We start from the raw sequence: 17036 nt of genomic DNA, 5'->3' as shown, positions 1-17036 counted from the left end.
TCAGGCCGGACGACGCTTCGCGAGCTCGTCTTCGACGGCGGCATCGGCGTCCTTCGGGACGCCCACGCCGAGCTTGGCCTTGATCTTCTGCTCGATGTCAGCCGCGATGTCCTCGTTCTTGAGCAGGAACGACCGGGCGTTCTCCTTGCCCTGACCGAGCTGCTCGCCGTCGTAGGTGTACCAGGCGCCCGACTTCTTGACGATGCCGTGCTCGACACCGAAGTCGATGAGGCTTCCTTCGCGCGAGATGCCCGTGCCGAACAGGATGTCGAACTCCGCCTGCTTGAAGGGCGGCGCCATCTTGTTCTTGACGACCTTGACGCGAGTGCGGTTACCGACCGCGTCGGTACCGTCCTTCAGCGTCTCGATGCGGCGGATGTCGAGGCGTACCGACGCGTAGAACTTGAGCGCCTTCCCGCCGGCGGTGGTCTCGGGCGAGCCGAAGAAGACGCCGATCTTCTCGCGCAGCTGGTTGATGAAGATCGCGGTGGTCTTGGTCTGGTTCAGGCCACCGGTGAGCTTCCGGAGCGCCTGCGACATCAAGCGCGCCTGCAGGCCCACGTGCGAGTCGCCCATCTCGCCTTCGATCTCGGCCTTGGGGACGAGGGCGGCGACCGAGTCGATGACGACCAGGTCGATTGCGCCCGAACGCACGAGCATGTCGGCGATCTCGAGCGCCTGCTCACCGGTGTCGGGCTGCGAGACGAGCAGCTGGTCGATGTCGACGCCGAGCTTCGCGGCGTAGTCGGGGTCGAGCGCGTGCTCGGCGTCGATGAATGCGGCGATGCCGCCCGCGCGCTGCACGTTGGCGATCGCGTGGAGGGTCAGCGTGGTCTTACCCGACGACTCCGGACCGTAGATCTCGATGATGCGGCCGCGAGGAAGACCACCGACGCCGAGGGCGACGTCGAGGGCGATGGAACCGGTGGGGATGACTTCGACCGGCGCGCGCTCGTCGCTGCCCAGCCGCATGACCGAGCCCTTTCCGAACTGGCGGTCGATCTGGGCGAGGGCCGACTCGAGGGCCTTCTCGCGCTCGACGGGTGATGGCATGGCGTGCTCCTTCTGCTCGCGTTCCGCTGCCTGTAGGCTGCCGGGCCGCCCCCACGGTGAGGGTGTTCCCGGCAAGGCGTCTGGTGTCGTTCGACGTCCCTCACGCTAGGCCGCACCTCCGACATCGGTCGGGGGCGTTGCGGCATTCCGTGAGGGCGACGAGAACGTCACCGGATGTGAAGGAGACTACGCCGACATCGAACGGATCTTCGACGACACGCCGAACGACACACCGTCATTCATCGGAGCGACGGACGGGTCAGTGACGCTTCGGCTCGAGGCGTCCGGCGCCGTGACGGCGCGAGAGCGGGACATCCGTCGCCTCGCACAGGGCGAGCCAGACGTCGCGCGTCGCCAGGCCGGCATCGAGCGCCTCGACGGGGGTGCGCCCGCCGAGCTCGGAGAGCACCAGGTCCGCGACGATCGCGGGACCGCGCGCTCCGAACTCGTCGGACACCGCGCGTTCGAATTCGCTGCGTCGCACCTCAGCGCAGCGAGAGCTCGGGCTCGACCGAGGCCACCAGCTCGTCGGGGACGACATCGGGGAAGACCTGCAGGCCCTCGAGCACCAGGAGTCGGTCGGCGACTTCGCGCATGATCATCGCGATCGATACATCGAGCGCATCGGCGACCGCGGCGAGGATCTCGCTCGACGCCTCCTTCTGCCCGCGCTCCACCTCGCTGAGGTAGCCGAGCGCGATGCTCGCGCGGCTGGCCACCTGACGGAGGGTACGGCCCTTCTGCTGGCGCAGGTCCCGCAGGACTTCGCCGATCTCATGACGTACCAGGATCATTCGGGTCCCCTCCTCACTCATCTCGGGTCGCGGTCCGGGGGGACCACGCTACCTCACCGGTTGCAGTCAATCTAACCCGCGCCGCTGGGCATCGGGTCAGAATCACCGAATGTAACCGACCGGAAACAGGCCCTATTCCCCTCGCCACGGTGACCCCTCAGAGGGCGTCGAGAGCGAGCCGGATGACGCGGCGCACCGTCTCTGCACGGATGCCGTCGCGGTCACCGTCGAGCTGCAGCGATTCGACACGCGTGCCGAGGGGGGTGGACACGGCGATGTGCACGGTTCCCACCGGCTGCCCGTCGGGCGAGGTCGGCCCCGCGATGCCGGTCGTCGCGATGCCGACCTGCACCTCGACTCCTGGGAGGGCGAGTGCGCCGCGCACCCCTTCCGCCATCTGGCGGGCGACCTTGGGCTGCACGGCGCCGTGGAGCGCGAGCACCTCGGCATCGACGCCGAGCAGCGTGGCCTTCAGCTCGGTCGCGTAGGCGACGACTCCGCCCTGCACGTGAGCGGATGCCCCGGGCACCGCGACGAGCTGGGCGGTCACTGCGCCGCCCGTGAGCGATTCCGCGACACCGATGCGCCAGCCGAGGTCGTCGAGCCGGGCGATGAGGCGGGCCGCGTCGGAGGCGGGCGCCGCCGGTCGGGAGCGCACGAGCGTCTCCTCCGCGTCGGCGCTGCCGTCGTGCGCGTCGATGTCGGTCACGTGGCCGACCGCCGCGCCGCGCGGGCGCCGCGGATCTCGGTCACGAGGTAGTCGATGCCACTCGCGATCGTGAGGATGACGGCGATCCACATGGTCGCCACGACGAACCATGAGACCCAGCCGCCGAGCACCGTCCACAGGGGCGCGATGGCGAGCGTGATCGCGACGGCCTGGGCGACGGTCTTGAGCTTGCCCATCCACGCTGCGGCGAGCACGTGGTCGCTGATGACGATGAACCGGTAGACGGTGATGCCGATCTCGCGCACGAGGACGATGATCGTCACCCACCAGGGCAGCTTGCCGAGGATCGAGAGGCCGACGAACGCGCAGCCGGTGATCACCTTGTCGGCGATCGGATCGAGGATCTTGCCGAGGTCGGTCACGACCTCGTACTTGCGGGCGAGGTAGCCGTCGATGCCGTCGGTCGCGATCGCGACGACGAACAGCAGAGCGGCGGCCCACCGCAGGCCTCCGTCGGTGCCGCCGTCGGAGAGCAGCAGCCACAGGAAGACCGGCGCGCAGAGGATGCGCGCGATGGTGATCGCGTTGGGCAGCTGTCGCGGAATCGTCGTCATGGTCAGTCGCGGCCGGTCAGGCTCCAGGCATCCTCGTCTCCGTCGGAGTCGAGGACATCGTAGCCGTCGAACTGCCGCTCGACCGGATCGTCGGCGTAACGCTCATCGATCCCAGCGGGGGCGGATGCCGCGGCCGGCACGTCGTCGCCGCGCAGACGCGCGAGCACCTCGGGCAGCTGCTCGGGGGTGACCAGCACGTCACGCGCCTTCGAGCCCTCCGAGGGCCCGACGATCTCGCGGGACTCGAGGAGGTCCATGAGGCGTCCGGCCTTCGCGAACCCGACCCGCAGCTTGCGCTGCAGCATCGAGGTCGAGCCGAACTGGGAGCTGACGATCAGCTCGGCGGCGGCGAGGAGCAGCTCGAGGTCGTCGCCGATGTCGGCGTCGATCTCCTTCCTCTCCGCGGCGGCCTGCACGTCGGCACGGTAGTCGGGGCGGGCCTGTCCGGTGACGTGGGCGACGACCTTCTCGATCTCCGCCTCGCTGACCCACGCGCCCTGCACGCGCAGCGGCTTGGACGCCCCCATCGGCAGGAACAGCCCGTCGCCCTGTCCGATGAGACGGTCGGCGCCCGGCTGGTCGAGGATGACGCGCGAGTCGGTGACGCTCGTGACCGCGAACGCGAGCCGCGAGGGCACGTTGGCCTTGATGAGACCCGTGACGACATCGACGCTCGGACGCTGGGTGGCGAGCACGAGATGGATGCCGCTGGCCCGGGCGAGCTGCGTGATGCGAACGATCGAGTCCTCGACGTCGCGCGGGGCGACCATCATGAGGTCGGCGAGCTCGTCGACGACGACCAGCAGGTAGGGGTAGGGCTTGAGCACGCGCTCGGAACCGGCCGGCAACTCGACCTGACCGGCGACGACGGCGCGGTTGAAGTCGTCGATGTGGCGGAACCCGAACGACGCGAGGTCGTCGTACCGCATGTCCATCTCCTTCACGACCCACTGCAGCGCTTCGGCCGCCTTCTTCGGGTTCGTGATGATGGGGGTGATGAGGTGCGGCACGCCGGCGTACGAGGTCAGCTCGACGCGCTTCGGGTCGATGAGCACCATGCGCACGTCGGCGGGCTTGGCGCGCATCAGCAGGCTCGTGATCATCGAGTTCACGAAGCTCGACTTGCCGGAACCGGTGGAGCCCGCGACCAGCAGGTGGGGCATCTTCGCGAGGTTGGCGACGACGTAGGAGCCGCTGACGTCCTTGCCGACGCCGATCGTCATGGGATGGGTCTGCTGCTGCGCGGTCGAGGAACGCAGCACGTCGCCGAGGGTGACGATCTCGCGGTCGGTGTTGGGGATCTCGACGCCGATGGCGCTCTTGCCGGGAATCGGAGCGAGGATGCGCACCTCGTTGGAGGCCACCGCGTAGGCGATGTTGTTGGTGAGCGCCGTGATGCGCTCGACCTTCACACCGGGGCCGAGCTCGATCTCGTACTGCGTGACTGTCGGTCCGCGGGAGAAGCCGGTGACCCGCGCATCGACCTGGAACTGGTCGAGCACGCCGGTGATCGCCCGGACGACCTCGTCGTTCGCCGCCGAACGCGCCTTGCCGGGCGCGCCGGGCGCCAGGGTCGTCACGGCCGGCAGCCGGTAGGGGGCGGCGGGCGGGAGGCCCGCGGCATCCGATCCGAAGCCGACCACATCGGGCAGTGCCTCCTGCGGGCCGGTGTCGCCGTCGTCGACGAGGGAGGTCGCCGCGTTGCGAGCCGCCTGCGTGCGCGCCGCGCGGATGATCGAGGGATCGACGACCTCGGTGATCGCATCGGTGGGCACCGGTGCGACGGCCTGGTCGAACCCGCCCTGGGCGTCATCGGTCGTGAAGAGCAGCTCTGTGAGGTCCTGCGACGGGGAGGTCGAGGCATCCTTCTCACGACGCCCGCGGTTGCGACGCCACGCCGGCAGCGTCTCATCGGCCGCCTCGGCGGAGGCGTCGGGCTCGGACACGCGCTCGGTGCCGAACATCCACGCGTACAGGTCGCCGAGCCTGCGGCCGATGCGGTTCGGCGGGGTCTTGGTGAGGATCAGCACGCTGAGCGCGGCGAGGAGCCCCAGGGCGAGGTACGCGCCGATCGGGGAGAGGAGGTAGGCGAGCGGCTCGGCCACCATCCAGCCGAAGAGGCCTCCGGCGCCGCTCAGCGCCGGAAGACCCTGGGAGGGAGCAGGCCGTCCGCCGGCCACGTGGCAGAAGCCCGCGATCGCGACGACGAACAGCAGGAAGCCGATGCCGATGCGGCCGTTGTCGTGCACCGAGGCCGGATGACGGAACAGCCACCCGGCGAGGAGCACGAGCAGCACCGGCATGAGGAACGCGAGCCGTCCGACCAGCCCGCCGACGCTGTAGGCGGAGACGGAGGCGGAGACATCCGTGCCGATGAGGAACCACTCGACCACGGCGCCCGCGACCGCGAGGACGACCAGCAGGAACGGGAGCCCGTCGCGGCGCTGCTCCTTCTCGAGCGTCTCGGGCCCGAACGCGCGGAACAGCCCGCCGACGCCGTGCGCGAGCCCCATCCAGGCGCGCACCGCGAGGGCCGGCCTGTCAGGCTCGCCGACGTAGCCGCGCGGGGTCGGTTCGGGCTTGCGAGCGCGCGACGCACCGCTCTTCGCGGGCGCGCGGCCGCTCGAGGTGGCGCTGCTGCTCCTGGGCATGCCTCCACGGTAGGCGTCCGGGCCGACACTGGCCGGTAGCGACGCGGATGCCGCGGCCACACGCCGCCACGAGCCGCACCCCCGCATGCGGTGGGAGGATGCCGGAAGGCCCGCGCCGACGCGGGCACGGAGGATCCCCCATGACCCCACCCCGCCCCGTCGCCGTCTACGGCGGCCGACGCATCCCGTTCGCACGCTCGAACACGGCCTACGCCGACGCATCCAATCAGGACATGCTCACGACCACGCTGCAGGCCGTCGCCGACGCGTTCGACCTGCACGGCGAGCGCATCGGCGAGATCGCGGCCGGAGCCGTGCTCAAGCACTCGCGCGACTTCAACCTGACCCGCGAGTCGGCGCTCAGCACGACCCTCTCCCCCGCCAGCGCCGCATTCGACGTGCAGATGGCGTGCGGCACCGGGCTGCAGGCGGCGGTGACCGTCGCGAACAAGATCGCGCTCGGGCAGATCGACTCGGCGATCGCCGGCGGGGTCGACACGACATCCGATGCCCCCCTCGCGCTCGACGAGGGGCTGCGTCATCTGCTTCTGCGCGCCAACCAGGCGCGCTCGTTCGGTGCTCGGGCGAAGCTGTTCGCCGGCTTCCGCCCGCGGATGCTGCGCCCCCACGTGCCCAGCAACGGCGAGCCGCGCACGGGCCTGAGCATGGGCGAGCACACCGAGCTCATGGTGAAGGAGTGGGGCATCACCCGCGCCGCGCAGGACGAGCTCGCCTATGCGTCTCACCGCAACGCCGCCGCCGCGTGGGAGGCGGGGTTCTTCGACGATCTCGTCGTGCCGTACCGCGGGCTCACCCGCGACAACAACCTGCGCACCGACATCTCCCTCGAGCGGCTCGGCACGCTCTCCCCGGTCTTCGATCGCACGAGCGGACGCGGCACGCTCACGGCCGGCAATTCGACGCCCCTCACCGACGGCGCGTCGGCGGTGCTGCTCGGCACGGAGTCGTGGGGTGCCGAACGGGGCCTTCACCCCCTCGCGTACGTCATCGACGCGGAGACGGCCGCCGTCGACTTCGCCGGCCCCGGCCCGGAAGGCCTGCTGATGGCACCCGCCTACGCGGTGCCGCGCCTGCTCGCGCGCAACGGGCTCACCCTGCAGGACATCGACGTGTACGAGATCCACGAGGCCTTCGCCGGACAGGTGCTGTGCACGCTCGCGGCGTGGGAGGACGCCGACTACTGCCGCACCCGGCTCGGACTCGACGCCCCGCTCGGGCCCATCGACCGCGCGAAGCTCAACATCAAGGGTGGGAGCCTCGCCACGGGGCATCCGTTCGCGGCGACCGGCGGGCCGCGAAGATCCTGCACGAGCGGGGCGGCGGCACGGCACTCATCTCGGTCTGCGCGGCCGGCGGCCTCGGCGTCACCGCGCTGCTGAAGGCGGCGTGACGACGAGCGGATGCCTCACCGCAGCCGCTTCACCATGATGTCGCGGCCGCTCGTGGGCTGAGTCACCGCGAAGCCCTCGGAGCGGTACAACGTGGCGGCGAAGTTGCCGCGCTCGACGCTGAGGCTCAGACGCTGATATCCGGCGGACGCGGCGTGGGCGGCGAGACGCTGGAGCAATGCGCGGCCCACACCGTGCGCCCGCCAGATCGGACGCACCCCGATGATCAGCTCGGGCACACCGGTGGCGACATATCCGAAGCCGGGGTCCGAGCGCGGGAACATGCGATACCAGGCCGCACCGATCGGCTCACCGGTGGGCGAGGTCGCGACGAATCCCGCGTCGCCGGGGCGCATCCAGCCGGCGAGATAGCGGCTGTGCTCGGGCGAGCCGAGCACCTCGTGCCGAGGGCGCGCCGAACCCGGTCGCCAATTGGCCGCTTCCACGACCATGTCGGCGAGAAACGCTCCGTCCGACCTCGTCGCCGGCCGGATCGCGAACGACTCGGGCATGCCTCAGATCGTAGTCCCGCCGATGCCCGCGCCCGATCCGCTCAGGCCTCGATGACCAGCGGCACGATCATCGGGCGACGACGCAGCGACTGGTTGACCCAGCGACCGATCGTGCGCCGCACGACCTGCGACAGTGCGTGCGTGTCGCGCACGCCCGACTGCACAGCCTCGGTGAGAGCAGCCGCGATCTTCGGCTTCACCGCGTCGAAGACCGAGTCGTCCTCGGCGACACCGCGCGCGTGGATGTCAGGCCCGGAGACGATGCGGCCGGTCGCGGCATCCACCACGACGATGACGGAGATGAACCCCTCCTCGCCGAGGATGCGGCGGTCCTTCAGGTCGGCGTCGGTGATCTCGCCCACGCTCGAGCCGTCGACGTAGACGAAGCCCACGTCAAGCTGGCCGACGATGCGCGCTCGGCCGTCCTTCAGGTCGATGACCGTGCCGTTCTCGGCGAGGATCGTGCGCTCCGGCTCGACGCCGGTCTCCTGCGCGAGCTTCGCGTTGGCCATGAGGTGGCGGTACTCGCCGTGCACCGGCAGCACGTTGCGGGGCTTGAGGATGTTGTAGCAGTAGAGCAGCTCGCCCGCGGCGGCATGACCCGACACGTGCACCTTGGCGTTGGCCTTGTGCACGACGTTCGCGCCGAGCTTGGTGAGCCCGTCGATCACCCGGTAGACGGCGTTCTCATTGCCGGGGATGAGGCTCGACGCGAGGATCACGGTGTCGCCCGGTCCGGGTTCGATGGCGTGGTCGAGGTTCGCCATGCGGCTGAGCACCGCCATGGGCTCGCCCTGCGATCCGGTCGACATGAAGACGACCTGGTCGTCGGGAAGGTTCTGCGCCTTCTTGTAGTCGATGAGCACGCCGTCGGGCACCGTCAGGTAGCCCAGGTCCTCGGCGATCGTCATGTTGCGCACCATGCTGCGTCCCAGGAAGGCGAGCCGACGGCCGTGAGCGGCAGCGGCGTCGAGCACCTGCTGCACGCGGTGCACGTGCGACGAGAAGCTCGCGACGATCACGCGGCGCGGGGCCTTGGCGATGACCTGGTCGAGCACGGGGCCGATCGAGCGCTCGAGCGGCGTGAAGCCCGGGACATCCGCGTTCGTGGAGTCCACGAGGAAGAGGTCGACGCCCTCCTCGCCGAGCCGAGCGAACGCCCGCAGGTCGGTGAGGCGGCCGTCGAGCGGCAGCTGGTCCATCTTGAAGTCGCCGGTCGCGAGCACGAGGCCCGCGGGCGTACGGATCGCGACGGCGAGCGCGTCGGGGATGGAATGGTTGACGGCGACGAACTCGAGGTCGAACGGACCGACCTTCTCGCGCTGCCCCTCGGCGACGGTCAGCGAATACGGCTTGATGCGGTGTTCCTTGAGCTTCGCCTCGGTGAGGGCGAGCGTCAGCTGCGAGCCGATGATCGGGATGTCCTGGCGCAGCCGCAGCAGGTAGGGGACGGCGCCGATGTGGTCCTCGTGGCCGTGGGTGAGCACGACCGCCTCGATGTCGGCCAGCCGGTCCCGCAGCGGACCGAGGTCGGGGAGGATCAGGTCGACGCCGGGCTGGTGCTCCTCGGGGAAGAGCACGCCGCAGTCGACCACGAGCAGACGCCCGTCGTACTCGAACACGGTCATGTTGCGGCCGACCTCGCCGAGTCCGCCGAGGGGCGTGACGCGCAGGGTGCCGGAGTCGAGGGCGGGCGGATCGTAGACCTGGGTGGGCATGCAGAGCCTTTCCGGGATGCCGCGCCTCGCGCGCATCCGTCATCTCGCCGCGGGGGCGGCGTCTCGGTATGGCCGCTCGCGCGGCGTTTGTGTCCGCACTCGCGGCGGACGGTGTCAGCGGGTCGTGCCGTGGACCTTCGGCAGCGCACCGCCCGCGGCCGCGTTGCGGTCGGGGCGGAAGTTGGAGAAATCGGCGCCGGGCACGCCGGTCACGAGGGCGAGCTCGTCCTCGATGATCGCGGCCTCCCATTCCTCGGGGCCGACGAGCGGCAGGCGCACGCGGGGGCTGCCGATGCGGCCGAGGCCGTGGAGGATGTACTTCGCGCTCACCGTGCCGGGCACATGCGTCATGACGGCACGCACGAGCGGCTCGAGGCGCTGGTGCTCGGCGGTCGCCGCCGCGAGGTCGCCGCGGTTCACCGCGTCGACGATCGTGCGGTACGGGGTGGCCGTGATGTTCGCGGTGACGCCGATGAGTCCGGTCGCGCCGATCGCGAGGTGCGGCAGCACGTTCGCGTCGTCACCGGAGAAGTAGAGCAGATCGGTCTGGTTGAGCACACGGCTGACCTCGCTGAAGTCGCCCTTGGCGTCTTTGATCGCGAGGATGTTCGGGTGCTTCGCGAGACGCAGGATCGTCTCGTACTTGATGGGCACGCCGGTGCGACCGGGGATGTCGTAGAGGATCACCGGCAGGTCGGTCGCGTCGGCGACCAGCCGGAAGTGCGTGAGGATGCCGGCCTGCGTGGGCTTGTTGTAGTACGGCGTGACGATCATGATGCCGTCGGCGCCGGCCTTCTCGCTGGCCTTGTAGAGCTCGATCGCGTGGGCGGTCTCGTTCGAGCCGCCCCCGGTGATGATCTTCGCCCGACCGGATGCGACATCCTTGCCGACCTCGACGAGCTTGAGCTTCTCGGGGTCGGTGAGGGTCGAGGTCTCCCCCGTCGTGCCGGTGACGACGATGCCGTCGGCTCCCGCGGTGATCACGTCGTCGATGTGCTTCTCGACGGCGGGCCAGTCGACCTCGCCGTCGGCCGTCATCGGGGTGACGAGCGCGACGAGCACCTGTCCGAAGGGATTGCCCGTGTGCGTCATGGTCACAAGGCTATCGGTTCACACGGCCCTGGATTGCGGGAATCAGCGCCCCCGCTGGCCGATGCGGGCGGCGATCGCATCGGGGAGGAGCGCGGTCAGGCGCACCAGGATCTTGTACCGCAGCGACGGGATCGAGACGGACTTGCCACGGGCGACATCCCGCAACGATTCCGAGACGACGAGTGACGCATCGAGCCAGAGACCCGAGGGCACTCCTTCGTTCCCGGGCGCGAGCCCCATGCGCTCGTGGAAGCTCGTGTGCGTGAAGCCCGGGCAGACGGCGGTGACCGTCACGCCCCGAGGCGTGTACTGCACGTTCGCCCAGCGGCTGAACGAAATGAGCCAGCCCTTGCAGGCGCCGTAGGTCGAGCGCGGGAGGAAGCCGGCGACCGAGGCGACGTTGACGATGCGCCCGCGGCCGCGCTCGAGCATCGCGCCGAGGGCCGCGTGGGTCAGCCGCAGCGGCACCTCCACGTGGAGCTTCAGGTGGGAGACCTCGAGCTCGACGTCGTTGCGCTCGAACGCGAGCGGCAGACCGAACCCGGCGTTGTTGATCAGCAGCTCGATCGGACGAGCGCGATCGCGCAGGCGCGCCTCCACCTTCGCGCGCTCGCGACGCTTGAGAAGATCGACGGCCAGCGTCTCGACCTCGACACCGTAGCTGCCGCGCAGTTGGCTGGCGAGCTGCTCGAGCGCATCATGACTGCGGGCGACGAGCACGAGGGAGGCCCCGCGCTGTGCGAGCTGGCGAGCGTACTCGGCCCCGAGGCCCGCGCTCGCGCCGGTGATGAGAGCCGTGCGCGCCATGGCGCCAGCCTACGTGGTGCGCCCGCGCGTCACGAGCGGGCGGCCGGCCGCGGCATCCGTCAGGGGGCGACGCGCCCGTTCGCGGTGAACGCGGCGTGGGTGAGGGGCATGAGCTCGCGCCAGTACGCCTCCATCTGCTCCGCGCACATCTCGATCTCACGCTGCGGGAACGACGGGAACCGAGTGCCCTCGACCTTGGTGCGCAGCGAGAGGAAGTTCATCAGCGAGCGGGCGTTGACCGTCACGTACATCGACGAGTAGATGTTCAGCGGCAGCACGATGCGCGCGACCTCACGGGCGACGCCCGCCTCGAGCATGCGCTGATAGGCCTCGAAGGCGGCGATCGAGGCGGCCCGGGTCGTCTCGGCCACCAGCGCGACCTGCTCGTCGCTGCCGGGGAGGAACTCGTACGCGCCGGGCTTGCCGACCTGCAGCAGGTTGCGCTCGGGGCCGGGCACGTAGAACACCGGACGCAGCTCGCGGTAGCGGCCCGACTCCTCGTTGTAGCTCGCGATGCGGTGGCGCATGAACTCGCGGAACACGAAGATGGGCGCCTGCACGTAGAAGGTGAGCGAGTTGTGCTCGAACGGCGAGCCGTGACGGTCGCGCATCAGGTAGTTGATGAGGCCGCGATCACGGGGCGAGGCCTCCTCCCCGGATGCCGCAGACTCCAGCGTCTGCTCGCCCTGCGTCGACACCCGCGCGGCGAAGAGGACATCGGCGTCCGACGCGCTCGCACGCACGAGCTCGACGGTCACGTCGCTGCGGAACTGGATCTCGGGGCGCGCATCGGCATCGGTCACAGCCGACAGACTAGCGCCGCGGATTGTTACGCCGAGCTGTCACACTCCGTCGATCCGCCCCCACCCTCGGTCGTCGCGGGTACCGTTTCTCAGATGGATCCGATCATCGTCGCCCTCGTGCTCGTCGGCCTGGTGGCCGTGGCGAGCGTGTTCGGCGTGCTGTCGAAGCGGAGCCTCGGCCGATCCACGCGCATCGAGTCCGGGGATGTGGTCAACCCGCAGCGACTCGGGTTCGACGAGCTCGGCGAGCAGGCCACCCTCGTGCAGTTCTCCACCGAGTTCTGCGCACGCTGCCCGGGCGTGCACCGGGCCCTCGGCGAGATCGCCGGCGCCCACCCGGGCGTGCGCCATGTCGACATCGACCTGACGCACCGTCCCGACATCGCGAAGCGCTTCAGCGTGCTGCAGACCCCCACAACCCTCATCCTCGACGGCTCCGGACGCGTGCGCACGCGCTTCACCGGCGCAGCCCCCCGCACCGCCGTCGAGCTGGAGCTCACCCGCCTTCAGAAGGAGAACACCCGTGTCTAACTCCCCCGCCGGGATCGATCCGCGCGGACCGCGGTTCGCGGCATCTATCACGACGGTGCTGCTGATCATCGACGTGTACCTGGCGCTGATCGGCACCGCCACCCAGACCGGCACCACCCTCGCGCAGCGTGTGACCGACCCGGCATTCCTGCTGCTGGTCGTGATCGCGCTGCTGTTCCTGTGGAGCGTCGCCTCGCCGCGCACCGCCCCGTGGGGCGCACTGTTCCGCTCTGTCGTACGCCCGCGGCTGAAGCCCCCCACCGAGCTCGAGGACCCGCGCCCGCCGCGCTTCGCGCAGGGCGTCGGCCTGTTCGTCAGCGTCGTCGGCATCGTGCTGCACCTGATCGGTGTGCCGTGGGCGCTGCCGATCGCCGCGGCGGCCGCCTTCGTCGCCGCATTCCTGAACGCGGTCTTCGGCCTGTGCCTCGGATGCGAGCTCTATCTGCTGCTGCAGCGCGCGGGCCTCATCGGTCGCCGCTCGACCGCGGCGGTCTGATCGACGTCAAGCCCCTCGTGCCCGTCGCCCGCCCCGCTTAGGCTGGCGACGGCGTCGGATCTCGGCGCGCCATCCGATCGAAGGAGCACCGCATGAGCGTCACCAGCGAAGCCAGCACGTCGTGGAAGGGCTCCCTCGCGGAGGGGTCCGGCGAGGTCGCGTTCGAGAGCTCCAACCAGGGACCGTTCGCGGTCAACTGGAAGGCCCGGTCTGAGGGATCGTCGTCGGTGACGACTCCCGAAGAGCTCATCGCCGCGGCACACTCCTCGTGCTTCAGCATGGCGTTCTCCCACGCCCTCACGCAGAACGGCACCCCGCCGGAGAGCATCGAGGCGACGGCATCCGTGACCTTCATCCCAGGCACCGGCATCACCGGCAGCCACCTCAACGTGCACGCGGTCGTGCCGGGCATCAGCGCCGAGGACTTCGACCGTCTCGCGGGCGAGGCGAAGGCCGGATGCCCCGTGTCCCAGGCCCTCTCGGGCATCGAGATCACCCTCGAGGCCACGCTTGCCTGACACCTCCGAACGGGTCGTGCTCGCCGGCGCGTCCGGGCTCATCGGATCGGCTCTCGCCGATGCGCTGCGTGCGGACGGCGTGCCGGTGACACGACTCGTCAGGCGCGAGGCGACCGCAGCCGACGAGGTGTCGTGGGCGCCAGAGACGGGCGGGCTCGATGAGTCCGTGCTGGCCGGGGCGCGCGCCGTGGTCTCCCTCGGAGGCGCGAGCGTCGGCAGGTTCCCGTGGTCGGCGTCGTACAAGCAGCAGCTGCGGCGGTCGCGCCTGGAACCCACCGAGACCCTGGCGGCCGCCCTCCTGCGTCTGGGAGCCGGCGCGCCCGCGTTCGTCTCCGCATCGGCCGTCGGCTACTACGGCTCGGAGCCGGGACAGGTGCTCACCGAGAGCTCGGCCGCCGGCGACACGTTCCTCGCCCGGCTCTGCGTCGACTGGGAGGCGGCCGCGGAGGCTGCTGCTTCCGTCACCCGGGTCGCGCTGCTGCGCACGGCTCCCGTCGTGCATCGCGACGGCGTGCTGAAGCCCCTGATCCTGCTGACCCGGTTCGGCCTCGGCGGCCCGATCGGCCGCGGCACGCAGTCGTGGCCGTGGATCTCGCTCGAGGACGAGGTGCGGGCGATCCGTGCGGTGATCGACGGCGAGATCTCAGGCCCCGTGAACCTCACGGGCCCGGCACGGGCGACCGCGAACGATCTGGGCTTCGCGCTGGCCCGGCGCATGAACCGGCCGTTCCTGCTACGGGCGCCGGCATGGGGTATGCGCCTCGTGCTCGGCGCCGACGCGACCGATGCGCTGCTCACGAGCGATGCCGACGTGCGCCCGCAGACCCTCCTCGACGCCGGGTTCACGTTCACTCACCCGACCGTCGACGACGCGGTCGCCGCCGCGGTACCGGCCGCCTGACGCCGCCGGCCGGAAACCGCCCCCGACGCGATCCCGGTCAGGTCGAGGGGATGCCGCGGCGTCCCCGCCGCTCGAGGGCGATCGCCCGACGGATCGCGGCGCGCGCCCGGCGCCGGTCGCCGGAGCCGTCGTACGCGAGCCCGAGGCGGTACCACGCCCGCCAGTCCTCGGGGGCCGCCTCGACCTCCTCGCGATAGCGCGGGAAGGCGGCGTCCGCCTCTGCCCGCACGACCCGTCCGCTCGGCAGCGTCGTGAGCTCTTCCTCGGGGAGATCCGCGTCGGATTCGAGGGTGCGTCCGAGCACCGCGGCGCGATGCCCGAACCACAGCTCCCGCCCGAGCGCCCAGACCGCGAGGAGCGGGAAGAAGATGAGGGCGACGCCGAGAGCGATCGCGATGGGCTCGCCGGTCGCGATGAACAGCACTGCCCGCTGCCCGACCAGAACGATGTAGAGAAGCAGTGCGGCGCTCATGATCGCGACGCCGATGCGGGTCGTCATACGTCTGTCGCCCGCGCGACCTGACCGGGCACGCCGTCGGCGATACCGGGGCCTGACGTCGTCGGCGTGGCGCCGGGCAGACGGATGCCGAGGTCGACGAAGCTGTCGAGCCCGATCACGACGCCGCGGGCGTCACGCGCGGCGCGGAGGGCCAGGCGGATGCCGGGAGCGTAGGCCGCGGCCGGGTCGGCCGTGTCGTGCACGATCGTGAGCGTCTCCCCCGGGCCGGACAGCATGACCTCCTGGCGTGCCACGACACCCGGGCGACGCAGCGAGTGCACCGGAACGCCCGCGACCCGCTGACCGCGCGCCCGCTGGTCGACGTGCGGCGCCTGCACCGGCCCCACCTCGGAGCGGGCCGCCGCGACCATCTCGGCCGTGCGCACGGCGGTGCCGCTCGGCGAGTCGACCTTGGTGTCGCGGTGGGCCTCGACGATCTCGATGGACGCGAAGAAGGGCGCCGCGACGGCGGCGAGCGCCGAGCCGACGACGGAGCCGAGCGAGAAGTTGGGGATGAACACGGCGCCGGTGCCCTGTGCGTCGACGAGCGGCCGCACCGCGGCGATGCGCTCGGCCGACCAGCCGCTCGTGCCGACGAGCACGTTGATGCCGCGTTCGATCGCGGCGCGGACGACGTCGATCGAGACGGCGGGGGTCGAGGCATCCACCACCAGGTCGGCGCCGTCGATCGCGGCGATGTCGTCGCGTGAGGAGAGCACCGCGTGCACGGCGAAGTCGGGCTCGGACTCGACGACCTCGAGGATGACGCGACCGAGCTTTCCGGTCCCGCCGACGATGGCGACGCGTGTGGTCATGGGATCAGCCTACGGGCGGCCGGTACGCTCGAGCGCATGGCCAGCGCCCGCGTCGTCTCCCCCGCCGATCCCGATGTGCACGCCCTGCTCGAGGAGTACTTCTCGATGCGCACCGACACCTTCCCCGGCGGCGGCTACAGTACGACGTTCCCCGACCCGGCGGCGTTCGTGCCACCCGCGGGCGTGTTCCTCGCGATCGACGAGGACGGTGTCGCGGTCGGATGCGGCGGCGTGCGCCGCATCGCCGATGGTGAGGCGGGCATCCGGTACGAGGTGAAGAATGTCTTCGTCTCACCGACCGGCCGGGGGCGCGGGTGGGGACGCCTGCTGCTCGATGCCCTCGAGGACGAGGCGCGCCGGCTCGGCGCCACCGAGCTCGTGCTCGACACCCACCACTCTCTGACGGCGGCGGCAGGTCTCTACGACTCGAGCGGATTCGTCACGATCCCGCCCTACAACGACAACCCCAACGCGACGCGCTGGTACGGCAAGCGGCTCTGAGTGGCGAGCGGATGCCGCGGCATCCGCTCAGACCAGGGGCACCTCGGGCAGCCCCGTGCGCAGTTCGAACGGCAGGTGAGCGAGGTCGTTGTGCGACACGAGCACCCATGGACGGCCCGTGCGCTGAGCGAGCACGGTGAGGCCGCAGTTGGCCTGGTTGAGGGTCATCCATCGCCACTCGGGCGCCTCCATGACCTCCCGCACGAACCAGGCGATCACGACGTTGTGCGTGATGATCAGCTCGTGAGAGGCCTGCGGCTTGCGACTCAGGAACATCGCGGTCGCGTCGCCCATCTGCGCGCGCCCCGCATCGATCTCCTCCTCGCTCACCCCGCCGAAGAAGGGCTCGAAGATCGGCGGCATCTCGGGACTCGGACCGCTCGGAATGCAATCGAACAGCAGCGATGACGGTTGCGGGTCGATCGACGGCAGTCGTTCGGCGATCACCCGCGCCGTCTCAGCCGCGCGCAGCAGCGGCGAATGCCACACCGCATCGAACGGAACCCCCGAGAGGCGGTCGGCGATGAGCTCTGCCTGCCGGCGGCCGCGGGGCGAGAGCGGGCCGTCTTCGAGACCGTGCTGAGCGTCCTGATGCTCACCGTGCCGCACGAGGTAGAGGTAGTGCGTCACGTCTCAGCTCTCTTCATCGGGA

Annotated in this window: 19 protein-coding genes and 1 pseudogene; 6 read left to right on the top strand and 14 right to left on the bottom strand. The window is 70.5% G+C overall.

Annotation, left to right across the window (positions count from 1 at the left end; translation table 11 throughout):
- The 6 genes from recA to ABT08_RS00910 form a co-directional block, all read right to left on the bottom strand.
- The gene (gene recA, locus ABT08_RS00935) at window positions 1–1053 is read right to left on the bottom strand and encodes a recombinase RecA (RefSeq protein WP_056209378.1); all 1053 of its coding nucleotides are present in this window, start codon (window positions 1051–1053) and stop codon (window positions 1–3) included.
- Window positions 1054–1312: 259 nt separating this feature from the next.
- On the bottom strand, window positions 1313–1537 hold the full coding sequence (locus tag ABT08_RS00930; RefSeq protein WP_045247605.1) for a DUF3046 domain-containing protein: 225 nt from the start codon (window positions 1535–1537) through the stop codon (window positions 1313–1315).
- Window position 1538: 1 nt separating this feature from the next.
- On the bottom strand, window positions 1539–1847 hold the full coding sequence (locus ABT08_RS00925) for a helix-turn-helix domain-containing protein (protein ID WP_045247604.1): 309 nt from the start codon (window positions 1845–1847) through the stop codon (window positions 1539–1541).
- A gap of 157 nt (window positions 1848–2004) precedes the next feature.
- The gene (locus ABT08_RS00920; protein WP_416361463.1) at window positions 2005–2556 is read right to left on the bottom strand and encodes a CinA family protein; all 552 of its coding nucleotides are present in this window, start codon (window positions 2554–2556) and stop codon (window positions 2005–2007) included.
- Window positions 2553–3131: a CDP-diacylglycerol--glycerol-3-phosphate 3-phosphatidyltransferase gene (gene pgsA / locus ABT08_RS00915; protein WP_056209381.1), complete on the bottom strand. Its 579-nt coding sequence runs from the start codon at window positions 3129–3131 to the stop codon at window positions 2553–2555. Before pgsA ends, ABT08_RS00920 begins: the two co-directional genes overlap by 4 nt.
- A 2-nt stretch (window positions 3132–3133) precedes the next feature.
- Entirely contained in the window at window positions 3134–5782 is a 2649-nt protein-coding gene (locus ABT08_RS00910) for an FtsK/SpoIIIE family DNA translocase (RefSeq protein ID WP_056209385.1), read from the bottom strand.
- Between the two features lie 140 nt (window positions 5783–5922).
- Here ABT08_RS00910 and ABT08_RS00905 point away from each other — a divergent pair.
- Window positions 5923–7193: pseudogene (locus ABT08_RS00905) on the top strand (acetyl-CoA C-acetyltransferase).
- Window positions 7194–7208: 15 nt separating this feature from the next.
- Here the strand turns inward: ABT08_RS00905 and ABT08_RS00900 are convergent.
- The 5 genes from ABT08_RS00900 to thyX form a co-directional block, all read right to left on the bottom strand.
- Window positions 7209–7703: a GNAT family N-acetyltransferase gene (locus ABT08_RS00900; RefSeq protein ID WP_056209389.1), complete on the bottom strand. Its 495-nt coding sequence runs from the start codon at window positions 7701–7703 to the stop codon at window positions 7209–7211.
- A 41-nt stretch (window positions 7704–7744) separates the two neighbouring features.
- Window positions 7745–9421, bottom strand: coding sequence for a ribonuclease J (locus tag ABT08_RS00895; RefSeq protein ID WP_056209392.1), 1677 nt, complete (start codon window positions 9419–9421; stop codon window positions 7745–7747).
- Between the two features lie 114 nt (window positions 9422–9535).
- On the bottom strand, window positions 9536–10513 hold the full coding sequence (gene dapA / locus ABT08_RS00890; RefSeq protein WP_045247710.1) for a 4-hydroxy-tetrahydrodipicolinate synthase: 978 nt from the start codon (window positions 10511–10513) through the stop codon (window positions 9536–9538).
- A gap of 42 nt (window positions 10514–10555) precedes the next feature.
- Entirely contained in the window at window positions 10556–11320 is a 765-nt protein-coding gene (locus ABT08_RS00885; RefSeq protein ID WP_056209395.1) for an SDR family NAD(P)-dependent oxidoreductase, read from the bottom strand.
- A gap of 59 nt (window positions 11321–11379) precedes the next feature.
- A complete protein-coding gene (gene thyX / locus ABT08_RS00880) occupies window positions 11380–12123 on the bottom strand; it encodes an FAD-dependent thymidylate synthase (protein ID WP_045247597.1) in 744 nt (247 codons plus the stop codon).
- A gap of 93 nt (window positions 12124–12216) precedes the next feature.
- On the opposite strand from thyX, the gene ABT08_RS00875 reads away from it, so the two are divergent.
- The 4 genes from ABT08_RS00875 to ABT08_RS00860 all read left to right on the top strand — a co-directional run bounded on the left by ABT08_RS00875 (window position 12217) and on the right by ABT08_RS00860 (window position 14569).
- Entirely contained in the window at window positions 12217–12654 is a 438-nt protein-coding gene (locus ABT08_RS00875) for a TlpA family protein disulfide reductase (RefSeq protein WP_045247596.1), read from the top strand.
- Complete coding sequence (locus ABT08_RS00870) at window positions 12647–13150, top strand: DUF4395 domain-containing protein (protein WP_045247595.1); 504 nt, start codon at window positions 12647–12649, stop codon at window positions 13148–13150. The genes ABT08_RS00875 and ABT08_RS00870 overlap by 8 nt, the downstream gene beginning before the upstream one ends.
- A 92-nt stretch (window positions 13151–13242) precedes the next feature.
- Complete coding sequence (locus ABT08_RS00865; RefSeq protein ID WP_045247594.1) at window positions 13243–13668, top strand: OsmC family peroxiredoxin; 426 nt, start codon at window positions 13243–13245, stop codon at window positions 13666–13668.
- Window positions 13661–14569, top strand: a complete 909-nt coding sequence (locus ABT08_RS00860; RefSeq protein WP_288113711.1) for a TIGR01777 family oxidoreductase — start codon at window positions 13661–13663, stop codon at window positions 14567–14569. The genes ABT08_RS00865 and ABT08_RS00860 overlap by 8 nt, the downstream gene beginning before the upstream one ends.
- 37 nt (window positions 14570–14606) lie before the next feature.
- Here ABT08_RS00860 and ABT08_RS00855 read toward each other — a convergent pair whose 3' ends face one another.
- Both ABT08_RS00855 and dapB read right to left on the bottom strand, forming a co-directional pair.
- Window positions 14607–15068, bottom strand: a complete 462-nt coding sequence (locus tag ABT08_RS00855) for a hypothetical protein (RefSeq protein WP_045247592.1) — start codon at window positions 15066–15068, stop codon at window positions 14607–14609.
- Entirely contained in the window at window positions 15065–15883 is an 819-nt protein-coding gene (gene dapB / locus ABT08_RS00850; protein ID WP_288113709.1) for a 4-hydroxy-tetrahydrodipicolinate reductase, read from the bottom strand. Before dapB ends, ABT08_RS00855 begins: the two co-directional genes overlap by 4 nt.
- 36 nt (window positions 15884–15919) lie before the next feature.
- On the opposite strand from dapB, the gene ABT08_RS00845 reads away from it, so the two are divergent.
- Window positions 15920–16384, top strand: coding sequence for a GNAT family N-acetyltransferase (locus tag ABT08_RS00845; protein ID WP_288113708.1), 465 nt, complete (start codon window positions 15920–15922; stop codon window positions 16382–16384).
- A gap of 27 nt (window positions 16385–16411) precedes the next feature.
- On the opposite strand, the gene ABT08_RS00840 is transcribed toward ABT08_RS00845, so the two are convergent.
- A complete protein-coding gene (locus ABT08_RS00840; RefSeq protein ID WP_045247589.1) occupies window positions 16412–17014 on the bottom strand; it encodes a histidine phosphatase family protein in 603 nt (200 codons plus the stop codon).
- Window positions 17015–17036 lie beyond the last annotated feature (22 nt).

The organism is Microbacterium sp. SCN 71-21 (genome assembly GCF_001725695.1).
In the GTDB taxonomy this organism is placed as follows: Bacteria; Actinomycetota; Actinomycetes; order Actinomycetales; family Microbacteriaceae; genus Microbacterium; species Microbacterium ginsengisoli.
Note: the sequence above shows the minus strand (reverse complement) of the source record. Positions and strands in the feature narration are given on the sequence as shown.

Bases quoted from the DNA above. Each gene is read 5' to 3' on its own strand.
- ABT08_RS00910 (WP_056209385.1), bottom strand. From the start codon at position 5,782: ATGCCCAGGAGCAGCAGCGCCACCTCGAGCGGCCGCGCGCCCGCGAAG.
- ABT08_RS00865 (WP_045247594.1), top strand. From the start codon at position 13,243: ATGAGCGTCACCAGCGAAGCCAGCACGTCGTGGAAGGGCTCCCTCGCG.
- pgsA (WP_056209381.1), bottom strand. From the start codon at position 3,131: ATGACGACGATTCCGCGACAGCTGCCCAACGCGATCACCATCGCGCGC.
- dapB (WP_288113709.1), bottom strand. From the start codon at position 15,883: ATGACCACACGCGTCGCCATCGTCGGCGGGACCGGAAAGCTCGGTCGC.
- ABT08_RS00895 (WP_056209392.1), bottom strand. From the start codon at position 9,421: ATGCCCACCCAGGTCTACGATCCGCCCGCCCTCGACTCCGGCACCCTG.
- ABT08_RS00845 (WP_288113708.1), top strand. From the start codon at position 15,920: ATGGCCAGCGCCCGCGTCGTCTCCCCCGCCGATCCCGATGTGCACGCC.
- ABT08_RS00875 (WP_045247596.1), top strand. From the start codon at position 12,217: ATGGATCCGATCATCGTCGCCCTCGTGCTCGTCGGCCTGGTGGCCGTG.
- dapA (WP_045247710.1), bottom strand. From the start codon at position 10,513: ATGACGCACACGGGCAATCCCTTCGGACAGGTGCTCGTCGCGCTCGTC.
- ABT08_RS00900 (WP_056209389.1), bottom strand. From the start codon at position 7,703: ATGCCCGAGTCGTTCGCGATCCGGCCGGCGACGAGGTCGGACGGAGCG.
- ABT08_RS00925 (WP_045247604.1), bottom strand. From the start codon at position 1,847: ATGATCCTGGTACGTCATGAGATCGGCGAAGTCCTGCGGGACCTGCGC.
- ABT08_RS00855 (WP_045247592.1), bottom strand. From the start codon at position 15,068: ATGACGACCCGCATCGGCGTCGCGATCATGAGCGCCGCACTGCTTCTC.
- recA (WP_056209378.1), bottom strand. From the start codon at position 1,053: ATGCCATCACCCGTCGAGCGCGAGAAGGCCCTCGAGTCGGCCCTCGCC.
- ABT08_RS00885 (WP_056209395.1), bottom strand. From the start codon at position 11,320: ATGGCGCGCACGGCTCTCATCACCGGCGCGAGCGCGGGCCTCGGGGCC.